At 58.1% G+C, this 18,354-nt stretch carries 16 protein-coding genes, 1 pseudogene and 1 riboswitch; of the genes and pseudogenes, 6 read left to right on the forward strand and 11 right to left on the reverse strand.

The annotated features are described in order from the left end of the window. Positions 1–61: 61 nt before the first annotated feature. Positions 62–688, reverse strand: coding sequence for an outer membrane beta-barrel protein (locus I6L40_RS00190; RefSeq protein ID WP_216994827.1), 627 nt, complete (start codon positions 686–688; stop codon positions 62–64). A 204-nt stretch (positions 689–892) separates the two neighbouring features. On the opposite strand from I6L40_RS00190, the gene I6L40_RS00195 reads away from it, so the two are divergent. Beyond that, the gene (locus I6L40_RS00195; RefSeq protein WP_216994828.1) at positions 893–1,531 is read left to right on the forward strand and encodes an exopolysaccharide biosynthesis protein; all 639 of its coding nucleotides are present in this window, start codon (positions 893–895) and stop codon (positions 1,529–1,531) included. A 63-nt stretch (positions 1,532–1,594) separates the two neighbouring features. Here the strand turns inward: I6L40_RS00195 and I6L40_RS00200 are convergent, their stop codons facing one another. Together I6L40_RS00200 and I6L40_RS00205 are read right to left on the reverse strand one after the other, a co-directional pair. Next, complete coding sequence (locus I6L40_RS00200; RefSeq protein ID WP_201915407.1) at positions 1,595–2,869, reverse strand: amino acid permease; 1,275 nt, start codon at positions 2,867–2,869, stop codon at positions 1,595–1,597. A 429-nt stretch (positions 2,870–3,298) separates the two neighbouring features. After that, positions 3,299–4,198: a GGDEF domain-containing protein gene (locus tag I6L40_RS00205; RefSeq protein ID WP_216994829.1), complete on the reverse strand. Its 900-nt coding sequence runs from the start codon at positions 4,196–4,198 to the stop codon at positions 3,299–3,301. Between the two features lie 295 nt (positions 4,199–4,493). Here I6L40_RS00205 and I6L40_RS00210 point away from each other — a divergent pair, with 295 nt between their 5' ends. From I6L40_RS00210 to I6L40_RS00230, 5 genes and pseudogenes are all read left to right on the forward strand, one after another. Next, positions 4,494–4,811, forward strand: a complete 318-nt coding sequence (locus I6L40_RS00210) for a hypothetical protein (RefSeq protein WP_216994830.1) — start codon at positions 4,494–4,496, stop codon at positions 4,809–4,811. A 23-nt stretch (positions 4,812–4,834) separates the two neighbouring features. Then, complete coding sequence (locus tag I6L40_RS00215) at positions 4,835–5,470, forward strand: Vat family streptogramin A O-acetyltransferase (RefSeq protein ID WP_216994831.1); 636 nt, start codon at positions 4,835–4,837, stop codon at positions 5,468–5,470. Between the two features lie 28 nt (positions 5,471–5,498). Beyond that, the gene (locus tag I6L40_RS00220; RefSeq protein ID WP_216994832.1) at positions 5,499–5,915 is read left to right on the forward strand and encodes a GNAT family N-acetyltransferase; all 417 of its coding nucleotides are present in this window, start codon (positions 5,499–5,501) and stop codon (positions 5,913–5,915) included. Then, a pseudogene (locus I6L40_RS00225) lies at positions 5,915–6,454 on the forward strand (GNAT family N-acetyltransferase). Before I6L40_RS00220 ends, I6L40_RS00225 begins: the two are co-directional and overlap by 1 nt. Positions 6,455–6,714: 260 nt before the next feature. Further along, positions 6,715–8,652 (forward strand): ATP-binding protein, encoded by a 1,938-nt coding sequence (locus I6L40_RS00230; protein ID WP_216994833.1) that lies wholly within the window; start codon positions 6,715–6,717, stop codon positions 8,650–8,652. Positions 8,653–8,918: 266 nt separating this feature from the next. Here the strand turns inward: I6L40_RS00230 and thiH are convergent, their stop codons facing one another. The 8 genes from thiH to I6L40_RS00270 all read right to left on the reverse strand — a co-directional run bounded on the left by thiH (position 8,919) and on the right by I6L40_RS00270 (position 18,157). Continuing rightward, positions 8,919–10,148 (reverse strand): 2-iminoacetate synthase ThiH, encoded by a 1,230-nt coding sequence (gene thiH, locus I6L40_RS00235; protein ID WP_216995396.1) that lies wholly within the window; start codon positions 10,146–10,148, stop codon positions 8,919–8,921. A gap of 17 nt (positions 10,149–10,165) precedes the next feature. After that, on the reverse strand, positions 10,166–10,933 hold the full coding sequence (locus tag I6L40_RS00240) for a thiazole synthase (protein WP_216994834.1): 768 nt from the start codon (positions 10,931–10,933) through the stop codon (positions 10,166–10,168). A gap of 1 nt (position 10,934) precedes the next feature. Beyond that, positions 10,935–11,141 carry a sulfur carrier protein ThiS gene (gene thiS, locus I6L40_RS00245; protein WP_005357774.1) on the reverse strand — a complete coding sequence of 69 codons (207 nt, stop codon included), beginning with the start codon at positions 11,139–11,141 and terminating at the stop codon, positions 10,935–10,937. Then, positions 11,138–11,932 (reverse strand): HesA/MoeB/ThiF family protein, encoded by a 795-nt coding sequence (locus tag I6L40_RS00250; RefSeq protein ID WP_216994835.1) that lies wholly within the window; start codon positions 11,930–11,932, stop codon positions 11,138–11,140. The genes thiS and I6L40_RS00250 overlap by 4 nt, the downstream gene beginning before the upstream one ends. Continuing rightward, positions 11,922–13,529, reverse strand: a complete 1,608-nt coding sequence (thiE, locus tag I6L40_RS00255; protein ID WP_216994836.1) for a thiamine phosphate synthase — start codon at positions 13,527–13,529, stop codon at positions 11,922–11,924. Before thiE ends, I6L40_RS00250 begins: the two co-directional genes overlap by 11 nt. Continuing rightward, complete coding sequence (gene thiC / locus I6L40_RS00260; RefSeq protein WP_302054904.1) at positions 13,526–15,517, reverse strand: phosphomethylpyrimidine synthase ThiC; 1,992 nt, start codon at positions 15,515–15,517, stop codon at positions 13,526–13,528. The genes thiE and thiC overlap by 4 nt, the downstream gene beginning before the upstream one ends. Before the next feature lie 280 nt (positions 15,518–15,797). Further along, positions 15,798–15,910: riboswitch (TPP riboswitch) on the reverse strand. A 77-nt stretch (positions 15,911–15,987) separates the two neighbouring features. Then, entirely contained in the window at positions 15,988–16,503 is a 516-nt protein-coding gene (locus tag I6L40_RS00265) for a MerR family transcriptional regulator (RefSeq protein WP_216994837.1), read from the reverse strand. A gap of 190 nt (positions 16,504–16,693) precedes the next feature. Beyond that, entirely contained in the window at positions 16,694–18,157 is a 1,464-nt protein-coding gene (locus I6L40_RS00270; protein ID WP_216994838.1) for an aerolysin family beta-barrel pore-forming toxin, read from the reverse strand. Between the last annotated feature and the right edge of the window lie 197 nt (positions 18,158–18,354).

The following is an 18,354-nucleotide window of genomic DNA, read 5'->3' on the forward strand; positions in this document are numbered from 1 at the left end:
ATAACATCACGGATGGAAAAGGGGCCTTATGGCCCCTTCTCCATCCATGAAATTCCCCCGCCTAAAAGCGGAAAGTGAGCCCGATATTGGCCTGCCACTGGGTCACCAAATCCCCCTTCACCTTGAACAGGCACTGATCCGGGTTGCAGAGAAACTCGCTGCTGTCGTTGGCAAGTGACCCGTAGCCCCGCACCTCGGCCCGCAGGGCCAGATGCTCGGACAGGCGGGGCTGAACCCCGAGCGCCAGCGACATGGAGGGCATCACCTCGCTGTCGTAGGCGGCAAAGCGCGTTACCCCGATACCGGCACCGATATAGGGCGCCATCAGGTTGTCGGCGAGGGTCAGTGCACCGGCGAAGTGCAGGGTATCCACCGTCAGGCGATCCGGCTGATCGGGGGAGAGGGTGGTGGACTGGTGGCTGTAGAGCAGCTCGATCATGCCGGGGTCATCTACCTCCCTGCTGATGAAGAGCCCCCAGCTGCCGGAAGCCTGCCCCTTCAGCTCGTCAATGCTGGCCGACACCGGCGCGGGCTGCGGATCCTCGCTGCGCTTGAAATCGATGGCGGAGCTGTAGCCGTAAAATGGTGTCACCTGCCAGCCCAATCCGGCCCCGGCCTCCCCCTCGCCGCTCCACGCCTGCCCAAGGGGCAGCAGTGCCCCCATCATCACCATCCCGACTCGTCTCATCCTCACCTCCGGCCAAGCCATTTTGCTCAAAAAGCATACCAGAGCCATCCCGTCGCCATCCTAAATGGCACCTGTACCGGCTCATTTTCAGCGGCGTTAAAAGCACCTGCGCCATTCATCGGCCATTAACTCCGGCCACGTATGCTGACGCCCAATCCGGGTCATGGTGGCCCGGCACAAGCCGACAGCAGAAGGATGCCGGAGATGGCGACAGCCCCCCTCAACGACCCGCAACACACCCTCGCCAATACCCTGCGGGCCACCGCCCACGCCATCGAGGAGAGCCATATCAGCCTGCGCCAGATGCTCGCGCTGGTCGGCGAGCAGGGGATGCTGCTGTTTTGCGTGTTGCTCACCGTCCCCTTCCTGCTGCCGGTCTCCATTCCCGGCGTCAGCACCCCGTTTGGCCTGCTGATCCTCTTTATCGGTATCGGCATAACCCTCAACCGGGTGCCCTGGCTGCCCGCCATCCTGATGGAGCGCCGCTTTGCCGCCGACCAGCTCAAGCCGACCCTGCACAAGGGGGCGGATCTGCTGGCCCGGGTCGATCGCGTTATCCGCCCGCGCCTGCTCGCCCTGACCGCCAGCAGCACCATCAACCGCTGCAACGGCCTGCTGATCATGCTGGCCGCCCTGCTGCTGATGCTGCCCCTGGGCGCCATCCCCTTCACCAACGCCCTGCCCGCCTGGGCCATTCTGCTGCTGGCCACCGGCATGCTGCAGCGGGATGGTCTGTTTGTGGCCGGCGGCTATCTGCTGGTGAGCGCGACTGTGGTCTGGTTCGGCGTGCTGGCCATCGGCCTGCTGATGGCGGGCCAGAGCGCCACCAGTTTGCTCGGCTAAATGAGAGGCAAAGAAAAAGGGCGACCTGATGGTCGCCCTTTTTGACTTGTGCGGGATCCGCCGTTACAGCAGATCGTAGATAAGGGCCGAGATGGCCAGCAGCCCGATCACCAGCACGAAGAGGGTACTCGCCCCGCGATAACGCTTGAGGGCAGGCAGACGATAGATGGAGCAGGCCGGCAGCAGGAACAGGATCACCGCGATGAGCGGCCCGCTCACCTTCTCGATGATCTCCAGCACGTTCGGATTGAGGTAGGTAATCACCCCGGTCACCACGAACAGGATCACCGACGAGACCCGCGCGATGGTCGTTTCACGCAGGGAAAGTCCCAGCCCCTGACAGGCACCGCTCACCATGCTCACCGTCCCCTCGCTCACCCCCATGGAGGTGCCGAGGAAGGATTTGGACATGGCCAGAATGGCGATAAGCGGCCCCACATAGGCGATCAGCGGATTGGAGAACTTGTTCGCCAGCGCCGACAGCACGGAGATATTGTCGATGCGCGCCTGCGCCATCTCAGCCTGACTCAGGCTCATCACGCAGCTCACCACGAAGAAGAGCACGCTGCCGCAAATCAGCAGGCTGCTGCACTTGATGATCCGCTTGGCGCGCAGGTCGGCACTCTCCTGACAGCGCTTCTTCTGCGCCGCGCTGAAGGAGGAGATGATGGGCGCATGGCTGAACGAAAACACCATGACCGGCACGATCAGCCAGAGGGATTTCCAGAACGCCGGATCACGCCAGTCCACCGCCTGACTCTCGCTGAAGTAGGAGAGGCTCCACTGGGGCAGCAGATAGATGGAGAGGCCGATCAGAAAGGCAACCATGGGCAGCGCCAGCACGCTGATGGCCGACACCACGATCTGCTTGCCCGCCAGCAGCACCAGATGCAGACCCAGCATAACCCCCAGCACCAGCAGACCGCGCGGGATCTCGGCATCCCCCAGCTGGTGCACCACAAAGCTCTGGATCGCGTTGGTGATGGAGATGCTGTAGACCAGAATGATGGGGTAGAAGGCCATCAGATAGACCAGCATCAGCAGCTTGCCCGCCCGCGCCCCGAAGTGCTCCTCCACCACATGGGTGATATCCCCCTCCTTGTGGGAGCTGGAGAGCACAAAGCGGCTCAACGCCCGATGGGAATAATAAGAGAGCGGAAATGCGAGCAGCAAAATAAACAATAAAATAACCGGCGAATTACTACCGACGGTAATTGGGAGAAATAGAGTACCGGCACCGACCGCAGTGGCATATAAGCCCATGGTCCATACCGAATCACTTTTCTCCCATTTCAATTTTGAAACCGGGTTACTCTTTTCAGCAATAGAAACACTCATTGCAATATATACCTTATTAATCTGTCATCATTATTTTTATTGGCCCGAATAACAGGCTGGCAATATCAGGCGGCATTTGGCCGCAGGTGCAGAAAAAGCAAATCCGCCAGCGGCCAACAGGGCCACCGGAGTGAAATGGAGATGCCACGCTACCATCGTTGAAATCGCCATCCGGGTCAAGGTTAATAATTCATGACCGTTTGAATCGGATTGTTTCAAAACGGGGCGAGATGTATCGCATTCGTCACCAGCACACCCATTTATCCCCGTTTGATAACATACCGATAAACCCTTGTTCTGTTGCCCAACAACACAAATAAGAACAGCGATCGGGCAGCCAATATTACCACCATAGTCCGCGAGATATCAGTGAAATAATATGGCGAACTTTTCATCCAATTAATGTTTGCATCAACAAGGGCTTGTTCATTAATTTTCGGGGGCGGCCGGACAGTGCGCCACCCGATTGCGCCCCGTCCGCTTGGCCTCGTAGAGCCACTCGTCGGCACGGGCCAGCGCCACATTGATATCCTCTCCGGGCAGCACCAGCGTGGCCCCCAGACTGACCGTCATGCCGACCGGTTCGGCGGGCAGCGCCTCGACCGCCGCGCGGATCCCCTCGGCCATCTGCAACAAGCCTGCTTCATCAAGCCGTGGCAGCAGGATCACGAACTCCTCGCCACCGCTGCGCACAAACAGATCCTCTGCCCGCAGCCGGCCATCGACACAGGCGGCAAAGCGTTGCAGTGCCAGATCCCCCTGCTGATGGCCGAAGCGATCGTTGATCTGCTTGAAGTGATCGATATCGAGCATGAGCAGGCCGCAGGGGGCCTCGCTGCCCCTCACCTGCTGGCAATGCTCGAAGAAGTAGCGGCGGTTATGGAGGCCGGTCAACTGGTCGGTCTCGCTCTGGCGCTGCAGGCGCTGCTGCAACTCGAACTGGCGGGTGATATTGCGGGTCACCCAGGCCACCGCCCGCTTGCCGTCATAGAGGGAGGGGAGCGGTGCAATCTTGCCCTCAAAGCGCTGCACGCCTTGCGGCCCGACACCGGCATTGATGCCACCCACCTCGCTGGCCGCCAACTCATACTCCACCACCCGCACCAGACCGCTGTTGAGCGCCAGTGCGACCTGCTCCATCACCCAGATGGACATCGCCTCCGGCAGCACATCCAGCAGCCGCTTGCCAGCCAGCGGATTGCCGTCCTGATAGGATTGGTGCTCCATGCCTCCTATGTATTCCACGTAATAGCCATCTTCACTCAGGATGAAGACCGGATCTGGCAACTGCGCCATCACCTCGTAAAGCTGCGATACCGAAAGAGTCATGGATGCTCCTGTACTTCTGTGGCCAACAGGGACTGGCTATTGTGCCCCAACTCGACAGCCCGCCAACCATCACCATATGGGACAGATTTCCAGCAGTGCCAAGATTCCTTTACAGCAAGTTTATCCCGTTTGGTGAAACAACCCGACGCAACCCGCAATCCCGCAGTTCGCCATCCATATCCCATTGTTTCAAAAAGAGGCTTCGTTTAGGCTCCTGTAGCTCGCCCCCATTTTTATCCCTCCATGGAGACGCAGCCCGATGCCGCAGGAGGGGAATCGCACAAGGAGTTGCAGGATGAAGAATGCCATCGTCAAAGCCCGTTTCGAGGCGGTCAGCCTCGAAGGGGAACAGCTCACCCTCAAGATCGCCATCAAGGCCCCCGAGCCGGATCCACGCTCGGCTGGCGGTGACTGGCGCTGCAAGGTGAAGCTGGCGGGGCTGAGCGACAAGACCTTTATCTACGGCATCGACAGCCTGCAGGCCCTGAGCCTCGCCATCAAGTTTGTCGAGACCGAGCTGCGCGCCTTCTCCGATGCGGGCTGGCAGTTCTATCTGCCCGACTGTCCCGATCACCCCATCGACATGGGCGCCTGCTACTTCCCGGCGCTCTAGCCCGGCCCATCCAAGGAGACCAGATGCACGGACCCGATCCCGCCAATCCCCACCCCATGAACGGCTTCCCCCAGGTGTGCTTTATCAAGAACACCATCAAGGGGCCCAATATCGAGGTGGGTGACTACACCTATTACGACGACCCGGAGGATTCGGCGGGCTTCGAGCGCAACGTCCTCTACCACTTCCCCTTCGTCGGCGACAAACTGATCATCGGCAAGTTCTGCGCCATTGCCCGCGGGGTGAAGTTCATCATGAACGGCGCCAACCACCAGACCTCCGGCTTCTCCACCTACCCCTTCTTTATCTTCGGCAACGGCTGGGAAAGCTCCGCCCCCGCCCCGGGCAGCCTCCCCTACAAGGGCGATACCGTCATCGGCAACGATGTCTGGATTGGCTATGACGCCCTGATCATGCCGGGAGTAAAAGTCGGCAACGGCGCCATTATCGCCGCCCGCTCCGTGGTCACCGGCGACGTGCCCGCCTACGCCATGGTCGGCGGCAACCCGGCGAAAGTGATCCGCTACCGCTTCGACGACGACACCATCGCCCGTCTCAACGCCATCGCCTGGTGGGACTGGCCGGTGGAGCAGATCAGCCGCAACCTGCCGCTTATCAGCGGTGGCGAGATAGCCGCGCTGGAAGCGACAACCCGTTAGAGACAACCACCATCAAGCAGGAAGCACTATGCAACTCACCCCACCCCAACCGCCTCAGGACGATGAAATCGAAGCGCTGCGCATTGGTCTCTCGGGCTTCAACACAGGTCACGCCGGCCCCCATCTGCGCGAGCGGATCGCCAGCTTTATCAAGGATGAAGAGGGCAAGGTACACGGCGGCATCATCGCTGACATCAAGTGGGGCTGGCTGCACGTCGACTGGCTCTGGATCGACGAAAGCATCCGCCGCGATGGCTGGGGCGGCCGCCTGCTCGGTGCCATGGAGCAGTACGCCCAAAGCAAGGGCATCAGCAACTACCATCTGGAAACCACCAGTTTTCAGGCCCTCCCCTTCTACCAGAAGCAGGGCTACGAGGTCTTTGGCCAGCTACCCGATATGCCGCCGGGGCATATCAGTTACTTCCTGAAAAAGCAGGACAAGTGATGACACTCCCACGCCTTGCCAACGCCAATATCGTGATCCGCCCGTTCAAAGCGGACGATGCCGACGAGTTTGTCCGCGCGGCCCACGAATCGATCGAGACGGTCGGCAAATGGATGAGCTGGTGCTCCCCTTCATTTACCCGGGAAAGTGCACTGGAGTGGTTTGCCAGCTGCGATTAGGATTGTGCGGCGGGACGCGCCTTTGACATGGGCATCTTCTGCGCCACCACCGGCCAACTGCTGGGTGGCGCAGGCATCAACCAGCTGTCGCCCCATCATCGTTACGGCAATATCGGCTATTGGGTACGCCAATCCAGCCAAGGCCTCGGCATCGCCCGGCAGGCGGTCGCCCTGCTCCGTGACTTTGGCTTTCAGCAGTTGGGACTATTTCGGCTGGAGATCGTGATGGGGGTTGGCAACAGCGCCAGCGAAGCGGTTGCCATTGCCGCCGGGGCTACCTTTGAGTGCCGGGCTAGAAATCGCATCTTCCTACATGGCCAGCCTATTGATGCACATATCTATGCTCTTGTTCCCGCGTAGCTTAATTCTGTAGTAGAGACTCTCTGCAAACTCCTGGAAGGTTAATAGTGATAGCCACCACACATGATGTTTATCCTTTACACATATTTATTACTTCACTGTTGAAAACGTGGAGTTCATAGCATTTCGTTTAGTCCAAAAAGCTTCATATAAAACCCAATAAGAGTTAGACTAGTCAACAACATAAAGACATATTGCAAGAGATAAAATTGAAAATAAAAAGCATATATATAAACAACTTCAAAGCATATAGAAACACCATGTTTCATGCTGATGAAAGCCTTAACGTAATAACTGGCACAAATAATAGTGGCAAGACGACTATTCTTGAAGCAATTGCATTATGGCATGAATGTTTTTCTCTTCTGTTAATGATGGCAAAGAAGGCTACGCGTGGAACAACTATAAAATCAGGTTATTACCGTCTAGGGAAGAAAGCTCAGAATTACTTTGATTATCGGGCTATACATTCTGTACGGAGCTATCGATTTAGTGACATTTTCTATGAGTTGACTATTTCTAATCAAATTGAAATTGGATTGTCATTTTCTGATAATAATGGGACAACCAAAGAAATTTGTTTCAAAATTAGGGGGGCATCTGGCAGTAGTAATTATGAGATAATCCTTAAAGATCATGATGAATTTGATTTTGAGTGGTTCAACAGTTCATTTAAACATCTTCCCGAACCAATTGGCTGCTACTTTGCGCTTCCTATAGCAGTAATTCCAGCATATGAGGAATTTGCAACAAAACCGATCATAAAGAACCGTGTGACATCTCGAGAGTCATCGTCTTACATAAGAAATAGACTTTATCTTCTGTCCAAACAAAAAGAGGCTTTTGAGGCATTCTCAAATGATGTTTCATACATCTTAAACAATAACAAAAATAAAATATACTTTAGTATTGAAAGCGATATAAATAAAGATACAAACATTAATGTCAGTATAAGGATGGGCATTGAGTTAAGTTATAAAGATGTCTCTTTATTAGGAAGTGGAACTTTACAAATAATAGGTTTGCTTTTGACCTGTTATGAAGAGGAAAAAGATCTTAACTTAGTTCTCTTAGATGAGCCTGACTCACATATACACAGAGATATTCAAAAAAGACTTATCCAAACGTTACAAAAAAAGACAACAGCGACACAAATATTCCTAACAACCCACAATGAAGGGCTCATTCGTTCAACGAACCCTAAGAATATATTTCATATAGAAGAAAAGATATGTACATCCGATAAAACGGACATTTACCCGATAATTTCAGAGCGTAATACGCAAAGACAAAAGGGTGCTAGCATAGACCATCACTCCTCGATTATAAGTAAAATACACTCTACCTCATCCTTAGATATAATTGGTTTTATTGAAGCAGACCTAATCTTACTTGTTGAAGGTATTGATGACATAAAATACATTAAGAAAATACTTGAAATGTATGAGCTAGATATAAATTGCGCTTTCTGGTCATTCAAGGGAGTTGATTCCTTGCTACAAGAAATCAAACATTTCAAATCATTTCTTGATGGTATTGGCTCTAGTGAACAGTTATGGAATAAATCTAAAGTAATTATTGATAGCGATTATTTAACAAAAGACCAGACAAATAACCTGATTCATAAATTAAAGGAAGAAGTTTCCATAGACTGCTTTATATGGGAGAGCTACACTATTGAATCATCAATATTCACTAACAAGCATAGCTTTACTAACTTTATTACCTCAATGTACAAAAGTGACGAATTCACAACAGAGTATATTAGCACTATTGTTGAGATGTATTGGTCTCAACATATAGCAAGTCATAAGGAAAGGCTCTTAAACACAAAGTATTCAGAGAAAGTTACCGGACAATTAATAGCTAGGTCTAACCACATCAAAAAATCCCTTTTAAAAAACCCATCAAACATAACAAAAATATTCGGTTGTCAAGATGCCATGTATTACCATACATATATGACATATTCTTTAGAAAAGCTAAATCAATGTGATATTTCACACTCATGTGATAAAGATGACTTTAAAGATATTATCTCTGGAATTATTTCCTGTGTTTCATCAGAGCCATCCTACATAGAAGATTACTTTTATTTTTCCCTAGATAAAATGTTTTTTAATGGGACGGTTGGTTTTCCAGAAATACATAGATTTGTTCATTTTTTGAATGAGAGCAATCGAATGCATCAAAAATAGTAAAAGCTATCAGCTCATTCCGTTTGCCGAACTTTACTATTCATTCCGGCCTTTACTCCAAACCAGCCATTGCTGATTGGAGTAATGACCAGCTCGATGAGTTGACCCGCGCTCACGATTTTTGCACTGGCGAAACGATATCAAGAATCATCGTTGCGCCAACGAAACAATCTTGTTGGAGCAAACAAAACAAAGCGGCAAGCAGTGGCGGGGATCTGCCCCTCCGCTCTGCTTGCCGCTGTCTGTTAACACTGGTGTAAACGTCGTTAACGACCCAAAAACGGCTCCCAGTCCTTGAACACTGGCTGCAACCCGGCCTGTCGCACGGCGGCGGCCACTTCCCCCACCGGGCGGTCGTCGTGGATGGCAAACTGCTCCAGCTCCTCTGCATCCCCCTCGGCATAGCCACCCGGCTGGGTGCGCGACTCGGCGGACATCTGGGTAATGCCAAGGCGCACCGCACCGTTGCGAAAGGTGGCCGACTCGCGGGTGGAGAGGGACAAATCCAGCGTCGGCGAGAAGAGGCGCCAGGCGCAGATAAGCTGGGCCAGCTGGCGATCCGACATGACCACGGCAGGCTCCAGCCCACCGGTGCAGGGGCGCAGGCGCGGGAAGGAGAGCGAGTAGCGGCTCTGCCAGTGGTGGCGCTCAAGCCAGCTCAGGTGCTCGGCGACAAAGTAGCTGTCGGCGCGCCAATCCGAGGAGAGGCCGATGAGCGCCCCCAGCCCGATTTTGTCGATACCGGCGCGGCCGAGCCGATCCGGGGTGGCGAGGCGCCATGCGATGTCCCGCTTGTTGCCGCGCAGATGGTGGCGGGCGTAGGTGGGGGCGTGGTAGGTCTCCTGATAAACCATGACGGCATCGAGGCCGAGGCTTTTCAGCTCGGCATATTCGGCCTGCGAGAGGGGCTGTACCTCCATCCCAACGGTGCTGAAGTGGCGGCGGATGATGGGCATCACCTCGCGAAAATAGGCGAGCCCCACCTTGTGCTCGTGCTCGCCAGTCACCAGCAGCACGCTGTCAAAACCGCGCGCCTTGATGGCCAGACACTCGCGCTCAATCTCCTCTGCATTCAGGGTCTTGCGCTTGAGGCGGTTGCTCATGGAGAAGCCGCAGTAGGTGCAGTCATTGGCGCAAAGGTTCGACAGATAGAGCGGCACATAGAAGCCGATGGTGTTGCCAAAGCGCTGGCGGGTCAGCCGCTCGGCCTCGGCCGCCATCTGCGGCAGATACGCCTCGGCAGCAGGGGAGATCAGCGCCATAAAATCGGCCAGGGTGCGGCGGGGTGAACCCAGCGCCCGTTCGACATCGGCGGCGCTCTTGGCGCGGATCTGCATGCCGATATCGTCCCAATCCAGCTCCTGCCATCGGTCGAGAAAGGTAGGCTCCTTAGCCCTCACCCCCGGCGCCCTCACCCCCAGCCCCTCTCCCAGAGGGAGAGGGGGGCTATCACTCGGACGCACCTGAGGTTGTGCAAAAGGCTCGAAGTCACTCATCGCACCAGCATCATGACTCATAACGCCCCCAGAAAATCGGTGAGCGGGCTGGAGGCTTGGGCCTGCGGGGCGCGGGCACCGAGGCCCGCCTCATAGGCGCTGCGCCCGGCGGTGCAGGCCAGCGCAAAGGCGCGGCCCATGGCGACCGGGTCGCCGCTCACCGCGATGGCGGTGTTGACCAGCACGGCATCGGCCCCCAGCTCAAAGGCAGCAGCGGCGTGGCTCGGCGCACCGATCCCCGCATCAACCACGACCGGCACATTGGCCTGCTCGACGATGATGGCGAGAAACTCCCGGGTCACCAGCCCCTGATTGGAACCGATGGGCGCGCCGAGCGGCATCACGGCGGCGCAGCCCACCTCTTCCAGCCGTTTGCAGAGCACGGGGTCGGCGCCGCAGTAGGGCAGCACCACAAAGCCCTCTTTCACCAGCTGCTCGGCGGCTTTCAGCGTCTCGATGGGATCGGGCAGCAGATAGCGCGGGTCGGGGTGGATCTCCAGCTTCAGCCAGTTCGTCCCCAGCGCCTCGCGGGCGAGATGGGCAGCAAACACCGCCTCGGCGGCAGTCTTGGCGCCGGAGGTGTTGGGCAAGAGCTTGACCCCGAGTTGCAGCAAGGGGCTCAGGATATCGTCGTGGGTCTTGCCCGGTTCGAGCCGCTTGATGGCCATGGTGACCAGTTGGGAGCCGCTCGCCTCGATGGCGGCGGCCATCAGATCCGGGCGGGCAAACTTGCCGGTGCCGGTAAAGAGGCGCGATGAGAAGGTGTGGTCGGCAATGGTCAGCATGTCAGCCTCCCGCGATGGCGGTGAAGAGGTGAAGTTCGTCCCCGTCATTAAGACGGGTCTCGGCCCAGCGGCCACGGGGCAGCACGGCGCCGTTAAGGGCTACCGCCACTCCCTGTGGATTAACGTCTTGCGCCGCCAGCAGGTCGGCCACGCTCTGCCCTGCCGCCAGCGGTTGGGCTTTATCGTTGAGTCGAATGGTGAGGGTCATGGGGTGATCTCCTTATCGTGTGTCGGCCATCGGCACTGCCCGCAAACTGGGCAATCGGGGTCGGGGGCCAGAGTGAGGGTCTGCCACTGATGGGCCAGCGCATCGAAACGGCGCAATGTGCCGGCAACCGGACTCGGCATCCCGAGCAGCAGTTTCAGTGCCTCCAGCGCCTGCAGAGAGCCCATCACCCCGACCAGCGGGCCGGTGACGCCGCTGGTCTCGCAGCTCTGGTTCACCTTGGTATCCAGCGGATAGAGGCAGGCGTAACAGGCGTGCTCAGAGCTGGTACGCGCCATCAGCTGCCCCTGCCAACCCACTGCGGCGGCGGAGATCCAGGGCTTGCCCTGAGCCACGCAGGCAGCGTTGATGGCCTGGCGGGTGGCGAGGTTGTCGCAGCAGTCGATCACCAGTTCTACCTCGGCTACAAACTCCGGCAGGCTGGCGGCATCGAGCCGCTGGTTGATGGCGATCAGCTCCACCAGCGGGTTGTGGGCCGCCAAGCGCTCGCGGGCCAGCTCCGCCTTGGAGTGGTTGACCGCCTCGCTATCGAACAGGATCTGGCGCGGCAAGTTGCTGGAGTCCACCGTATCGCCATCGGCCAACCACAAGGTGCCGACCCCGGCGCCAGCCAGATAGAGGGCGAGCGGCGAGCCGAGCCCGCCGAGGCCCACGATCAGCACCGATTTATCCTTGAGCCGCGCCTGCCCCGCCTCGCCCACTTCCGCCAGCATCAGCTGACGGCCGTATCGCAAATACTCTTTGTCACTAAGAGAAGCGGCATCAGAGCGCATGTTCAGCCTCCCGTATAACGGTGGCCGAGCGTGGCTCATCCCCCACCCCCACGGCGGCGAGCAGCCGCTCGGTCGCCCCCTGCCAGTCGTCACTGGCGGTGATGGCCGAGACCAGCGCGATACTGCCGACCCCGCTTGCCTTGACCGCCGCCACCCGCTCCTCGCTGATGCCGCCGATGGCCACCGTCGGCCACTGCGCCATCAGGGCGCGGTAGCGATGCAGCCGCACCAGCCCCTGCGGGCGCGAAGGCATCGCCTTGGTGTTGGTCGGGAAGATATGACCCAGCGCCATATAGGAGGGGGCCAGCTCGCGCGCCCGCATCAGCTCAAAGTAGCCGTGGGTGGAGATGCCAAGGCGCAGCCCGGCCGCCTGAATGGCGGCGAGATCGGCTGTCTCCATATCCTCCTGCCCCAGATGCACGCCCCAGGCGCCCACCTCGATGGCCTGCTGCCAGTAGTCATTGATAAAGAGCCGCGCCCCATGACGGCGACCAAGCTCAACCGCATCGCGAATGGCCGGTGCTACCTGAGCGGCTGGCAGATTCTTGATCCGCAGCTGGATGGTCTTGACCCCCTGCCCCAGCAGGCGGCGCAGCCACTTGACCGAATCGACCACCGGATAGAGGCCGAGGTTGTGTTCGGTCGGCGCGAAGGGGCCCTGCGGCAGGCGGGCACCGCTCGCCTCATAAAGTCCGAAGCGGCGATCGAGGGTTGACCCCGCCAATACGGCGCGGGGGAAGTGAGCCAGAGCGGCGGGCCAACCGAGATGGGCGATGGGGCCCGGGCCTGCCCCCACTCCCTGCGCCGCCGCCAACCCCTGTTGCAGGTAGGCACGAGCGAGGGTGATGGCATCCTCTACCGGATAATCCTGCGCCACCACGGCGGCGATGGCGCTGGCGTAACAGCAGCCGGTGCCGTGGCCGTGGCGGGTATCGAGGCGCGGCGCGGCCAGCCAGAATTCGCGGGTCTCATCCTGGTAGTAGTCCAGACACAGCTCGCCGCTCCACTCCAGATGGCCCCCCTTGACCAGCACGGCGCGGGCACCGAGTTCACGCAGGCGGCGGGCGGCAAGGCGCACCAGTTCGGGGCTGCTGACCGGCAGTCCGGTCAGGGCTTCCAGCTCGGGGCCGTTGGGGGTAATAAGCGACAGACGTGGCAGCAGCTGTTCGCGCACCGCCTCCAGCATATTGGGCTCCGCCATCGGGGTGCCGGTGCTGGCGATGGCCACCGGGTCGTAGACCACGAAGGGGGCCTCGATGGCAGCCAGTCGGCGGGCCAGCACCTCCACATGGAGCCGGGTCGGCAGCAGGCCGATCTTGATGGCGGCAGGCGGCAGATCGACGCCGAGGGCGTCGATCTGGGCGGTGAAGGTCTGCATCAGCACGGGGTCGACCATCTTCACCGCCACCGAGTTCTGGGCGGTAATGGCAGAGATGACCGAGCAGCCGTGCACACCGAGGTCGTGCAATGTGTGCAAGTCGGCCTGAATGCCGGCACCACCGCCGGAGTCGGAACCGGCGATGGTCCAGACAACTGGGCGAGAGTCCGTCACGGGCGACAGGTCGGCGGGGCTGACAGCCCCGCTTGCGCTGCTCACGCCTCCTCCCCTGCGGCCTGTTTCAGCGCCGCCGCCTGATGGTAGATCTCGCCGCCGGTCTCCTTGAAGGTCTCTGCCATGCGGGCCATGCCGCTCTCGACCTGAGCCACCACCTGCTCCTGCTGGCCATCCATACCGACCAGCTTGATCTCAACGGCTTCCAGCTTTGCTGCGTAGTCGCGCACATCCTGAGTGATCTTCATGGAGCAGAACTTGGGCCCGCACATGGAGCAGAAGTGAGCCACCTTGCCGGACTCCTGCGGCAGGGTCTCATCGTGGTAGGCACGGGCAGTGTCGGGGTCGAGGGCCAGATTGAACTGATCCTCCCAGCGAAATTCAAAGCGCGCCTTGGACATGGCGTTGTCGCGGATCTGGGCGCCCGGGTGCCCCTTGGCAAGGTCAGCGGCGTGGGCGGCGATCTTGTAGGTAATCAGCCCCTGCTTCACATCCTCCTTGTTGGGCAGCCCCAGATGCTCCTTGGGGGTGACGTAGCAGAGCATGGCGCAGCCATACCAGCCGATGAGCGCGGCGCCGATGCCGGAAGTGAAGTGATCGTAACCCGGCGCGATGTCGGTGGTTAGCGGGCCCAGGGTATAGAAAGGCGCCTCGTGGCAATGCTCCAGCTGCTCGGTCATGTTGTGCTCGATCATGTGCATCGGCACATGACCCGGCCCCTCGATCATCACCTGCACGTCGTACTCCCACGCAATCTTGGTCAGCTCGCCCAGGGTGCGCAGCTCGGCGAACTGGGCCTCGTCGTTGGCGTCATAAACGGAGCCGGGGCGCAGACCGTCGCCCAGCGACAGCGCCACGTCATAGGCGGCGCAGATCTCGCAGATTTCGCGGAAGTGCTGGTAGAGGAAGTTCTCCTTGTGGTGCGACAGGCACCACTTGGCCATGATGCTGCCACCGCGCGACACGATGCCGGTGAGACGCTTGGCAGTCATGGGCACGAAGCGCAGCAAGACGCCGGCGTGGATGGTGAAGTAGTCCACCCCCTGCTCGGCCTGCTCCAGCAGGGTGTCGCGGAACAGCTCCCAGGTGAGCTCTTCGGCAATGCCGTTGGTCTTCTCCAGCGCCTGATAGATGGGCACGGTACCGATGGGCACCGGGCTATTGCGCAGGATCCACTCGCGGGTCTCGTGGATGTAGCGGCCGGTGGAGAGATCCATCACGGTGTCGGCGCCCCAGCGGGTGGACCAGACCAGCTTCTCTACCTCCTCCTCAATGCTGGAGGTGACCGCCGAGTTGCCGATGTTGGCGTTGATCTTCACCAGGAAGTTGCGGCCGATGATCATGGGCTCCGCTTCCGGGTGGTTGATGTTGCTGGGGATGATGGCGCGACCGGCCGCCACCTCATCGCGCACAAACTCGGGGGTGATGTTCTGGGGCAAACGGGCACCGAAATCGCGGCCCGGATGCTGGGTACGCAACAGTTCAGAGCGCACCCGCTCGCGCCCCATGTTCTCGCGAATGGCGATAAATTCCATCTCGGGGGTGACGATGCCGGCACGGGCGTAGTGGAGCTGGGTGACTCGGCGACCCGGCTTGGCGCGGCGCGGCTTGGGCAGATGTTCGAAGCGCAGGTGATCCAGCCCCTCGTCGGCCAGCCTCTCCTGAGTGAAGGTGGAGCTGAGCCCCGGCAGCTCGTCGGTGTCATCCCGCTCCAGCACCCAGTTCTCCCGCAGGCGCGGCAGGCCGCGGCGCACGTCGATGGCGACCCCCTCCTCCCCGTAACGGCCCGAGGTGTCGTAGACCGGCACCGGCTCGTTGGGTTCGAACTTGGGATCGTCTTTGGTGCCGCCGACGAAGGTGTCGGCCAGTTGGATCTCCCGCAGGGGTACCCGGATATCGGCGCGAGAGCCTTCGATAAAGATGCGGCGGGAGTTGGGGTGAGCCATCCCCTTGAGGCTGTCGATAAAGGCCTGAGCGCTGGAGCGCTGCTCGCGGCGGCTGGATTTGGTGGTATCAGATACAGAAGTAGACATAGCAAAACTCACATTAACTGGTTGAAGTTATGGGTATTTGCTTGTCTGGAGTTCGAGGAGAAGATGAACTTGCGGCGGGGTGTTTATCTCGGGAGGGAGTGCGCGCGGGATGGATCTCCGCGCTGCTGTTCTGCCACTTCCCGCTCTCAGCATGCTGTGGGCAAGGCGCCCCACGTGCTGGACAACCGGACGGGACAGACTCCCTCCTGTGCGCCCTGACTCATCAAGGGTGCTCCCTTCGATGAGCGGAAGAGGCTTGTTCCTCCCCCGGCGCGGTAACCCGCAAGTTACCCTTGTTCCCTTCGCAGGTTTTAACCTGATCAGGTTCCACGGATCCCGAATTAACGGTCTCAGCTTCGCGTCGTTCGACGGTCAGCACTCCGACAAGATGGCGCCAGTATAAGGGGGAAAATCTAAAGCACAAGCCGTTAACAATATGGGGCAACGGCTGGCGCTATGGTCAGACAGGGTTACTCCCCGCGCGACCAGGTGCGGATGGCGGCGATCTCCGCGGCGGGGATCTGCAGGGATTCGAGGAATTCCTGATGGGCCTGCAGCTCCATCTTCTCGAACTGGATGTGCCAGTTGCGCATCATCTCTTCGGTCATACCGGCGGCCTGCATAATGGCAACCCAGCGTGCCTTGTCTACCATGGGGATCTCCTCGTGTGTCTGTTGGCGATAGAGGATGATGGCCCGCTGTTGGCGCCTCAGCTCGGCGATCTCCTGCTCCAGTCGCAGCAGGTGACCATCGAGGCAGGAGTGGCTCTCCTGCCTCGCCACCAGCAGGGTGCCGATCTCTTCGAGCGGCAGCCCCATGGCGCGAAAGCTGGCGATCTGCCGCCCCCGTTCCAGCTCGGCCTCGCCATAGCGGCGATAGCCGTTCTCCCCGCGCAGAGCGGGAAACAGCAGACCGAGACGTTCGTAATAGAGCAGGGTGGTGCGGCTCAGGCCCAGTTCTCTGGCCAGCCGGGTAATCGTCAACATAGGGGTTCCTTCATCCAGCAGGCAGAGGATAAACCCGCCTATCGTAGACGGGTCAACACCTCCTGCGGGTTGACCACCACAATTTCGCCTGGCGCCATCATGAGCAAGCATGCTACATCGTCGGGTAACAAATCCGGAGAAGGTGCTGAAAGGGAGAACAGGCCTCCATCGGGAGGCCTGCTATTGAGGGTTATTGCACCGGAGTCACGGTGAGGGTCACATTGCCAAACCCTTCGCTGGCGAGCGTCGCCTGATCCAGCTCCAGCGCGGTGAGGGCAACCCCTTCGGCAGAGGCACTGCGCAGCTGGGCAGCCTTCGTGGAACCGCTCTGAGGCTGACCAATCTCGATGTCGCCGGCAAACTGGCTCTCGGCATAGAAGTCACCGGTCACCGCCGAGCGGATCGGGCGCAGCACGCGACCAAGGTTGCTCTGCATGGTCGACAAGCCATACTCGCTGATGGTCCAGTTCCAGTCCCACCACTTCACTTCACCCGGGATATAGCGCTTGTCCCACTGGTAACGGATGCTGCTGGCCTTGTCGCGGAACGGGCCGATGGCAAAGGTGTGTTCCCAGGTGGGGCGATTGGTCGGATGGGTATACCAGGCATTGCCACCCCAACGCAGGAACCCCTTCATGGTCAGGTCATAGTTGACCTCGGCCTTGAACTCATAGGGGTATGAGATATTGGACTTGTAGAGAGCAACCCGCACCGGCACGCTGGAGTGCGGCGGCACCGTGGGGCGCGCCTCAACAGACACTGTCTCGGTCGTCGAGCCACCCTTCTGCTCGGCCCAACTCTGGGTAGAAGAAATCTCGACCGAATATTCAGTGCTGGAAACCTGCGGGATCTGGAACGTCTTTTTGATGCCGACTTTCTCGCTGAGACTGTAGGTGTCGGTTTTCGACCAGTTGGTAGCCTTGTCATACTTCAGGGTCACCACCACCTGCTGGGGCAGATCCGTGTAGTTGGTCGCATTGGCAGTGATCATCTTGACCAGCTGCTTGCCACTCTCGGTGACCTGGCCGTGGGTAAAGGAGTCCGGCTCCAGGGTATAAGAGAAGTTGCTTACCTTGATGGAGCTCTTCTCTCCGCAACGATATCCGGAGCAGCCACCGTCATTATTGCCCTTAATCAACCAGCCATCGCTCAGTCTGGTGACATCCATATCTTCGCCTACATAGGGGCTGTGATTGCCGCCTACCCAGGCATATCCCAAATAATGGGCGAGATAACTTACCGGCTTAATAAAGTAATCATTGTCATGCACCATTCGCCATTGCACATCAACTTCATCACCAGCAGGAATATTCCAGGCAGAGAGAGATGGAATTTCGCCAGATATCGGCGATGTGGGATAACACCATGTTTCCCCTGCCGTTCCCTGTTTTATTTCCCCGTTATATCCAGAGCCCATGATTACCCAGCGATTGGCCAGTCCGGTAATCTGCCATTGGCCCATGCGACCAACCAGATTGCCCTTGATACTCATGGCTTCATCGCGGGTAAGAGGCCGATAGCCACTGGCGCAGACCCCCTCTCCCAGACCAAACCACTTAACCTGGTCAGGGTAGACGGGTTCAGCCGCCTGAGCCTGAATAAGCATCAATGAAGATGCAAACAGCGCAAGATTGGCTGTTATTAATTTATTCATCATTTATTCCTCTTTCAGACATACGATAATTGTTATTGTTCTGAAATATCCCTTTTCATTTGACAGGCACGAACTCCAATGAACCCTGCCTGAAATAAAATAAACCACCAAAATTCATCGATGACAAACGAAATATATGTAACAAGGAAAAATAATTAGAGCGATGACTTTATTGAGAAATACATCATAAAATTGTG

It is taken from the genome of Aeromonas sp. FDAARGOS 1410 (genome assembly GCF_019048745.1).
In the GTDB taxonomy this organism is placed as follows: domain Bacteria; phylum Pseudomonadota; class Gammaproteobacteria; order Enterobacterales; family Aeromonadaceae; genus Aeromonas; species Aeromonas jandaei.

Bases quoted from the DNA above. Each gene is read 5' to 3' on its own strand.
- I6L40_RS00230 (WP_216994833.1), top strand. From the start codon at position 6,715: ATGTTTCATGCTGATGAAAGCCTTAACGTAATAACTGGCACAAATAAT.
- I6L40_RS00220 (WP_216994832.1), top strand. From the start codon at position 5,499: ATGCAACTCACCCCACCCCAACCGCCTCAGGACGATGAAATCGAAGCG.
- I6L40_RS00205 (WP_216994829.1), bottom strand. From the start codon at position 4,198: ATGACTCTTTCGGTATCGCAGCTTTACGAGGTGATGGCGCAGTTGCCA.
- I6L40_RS00250 (WP_216994835.1), bottom strand. From the start codon at position 11,932: ATGCGCTCTGATGCCGCTTCTCTTAGTGACAAAGAGTATTTGCGATAC.
- I6L40_RS00265 (WP_216994837.1), bottom strand. From the start codon at position 16,503: ATGTTGACGATTACCCGGCTGGCCAGAGAACTGGGCCTGAGCCGCACC.
- I6L40_RS00190 (WP_216994827.1), bottom strand. From the start codon at position 688: ATGAGACGAGTCGGGATGGTGATGATGGGGGCACTGCTGCCCCTTGGG.
- I6L40_RS00195 (WP_216994828.1), top strand. From the start codon at position 893: ATGGCGACAGCCCCCCTCAACGACCCGCAACACACCCTCGCCAATACC.
- thiH (WP_216995396.1), bottom strand. From the start codon at position 10,148: ATGAGTGACTTCGAGCCTTTTGCACAACCTCAGGTGCGTCCGAGTGAT.
- I6L40_RS00240 (WP_216994834.1), bottom strand. From the start codon at position 10,933: ATGCTGACCATTGCCGACCACACCTTCTCATCGCGCCTCTTTACCGGC.
- I6L40_RS00215 (WP_216994831.1), top strand. From the start codon at position 4,835: ATGCACGGACCCGATCCCGCCAATCCCCACCCCATGAACGGCTTCCCC.
- I6L40_RS00210 (WP_216994830.1), top strand. From the start codon at position 4,494: ATGAAGAATGCCATCGTCAAAGCCCGTTTCGAGGCGGTCAGCCTCGAA.
- thiS (WP_005357774.1), bottom strand. From the start codon at position 11,141: ATGACCCTCACCATTCGACTCAACGATAAAGCCCAACCGCTGGCGGCA.
- thiC (WP_302054904.1), bottom strand. From the start codon at position 15,517: ATGTCTACTTCTGTATCTGATACCACCAAATCCAGCCGCCGCGAGCAG.
- I6L40_RS00200 (WP_201915407.1), bottom strand. From the start codon at position 2,869: ATGAGTGTTTCTATTGCTGAAAAGAGTAACCCGGTTTCAAAATTGAAA.
- I6L40_RS00270 (WP_216994838.1), bottom strand. From the start codon at position 18,157: ATGAATAAATTAATAACAGCCAATCTTGCGCTGTTTGCATCTTCATTG.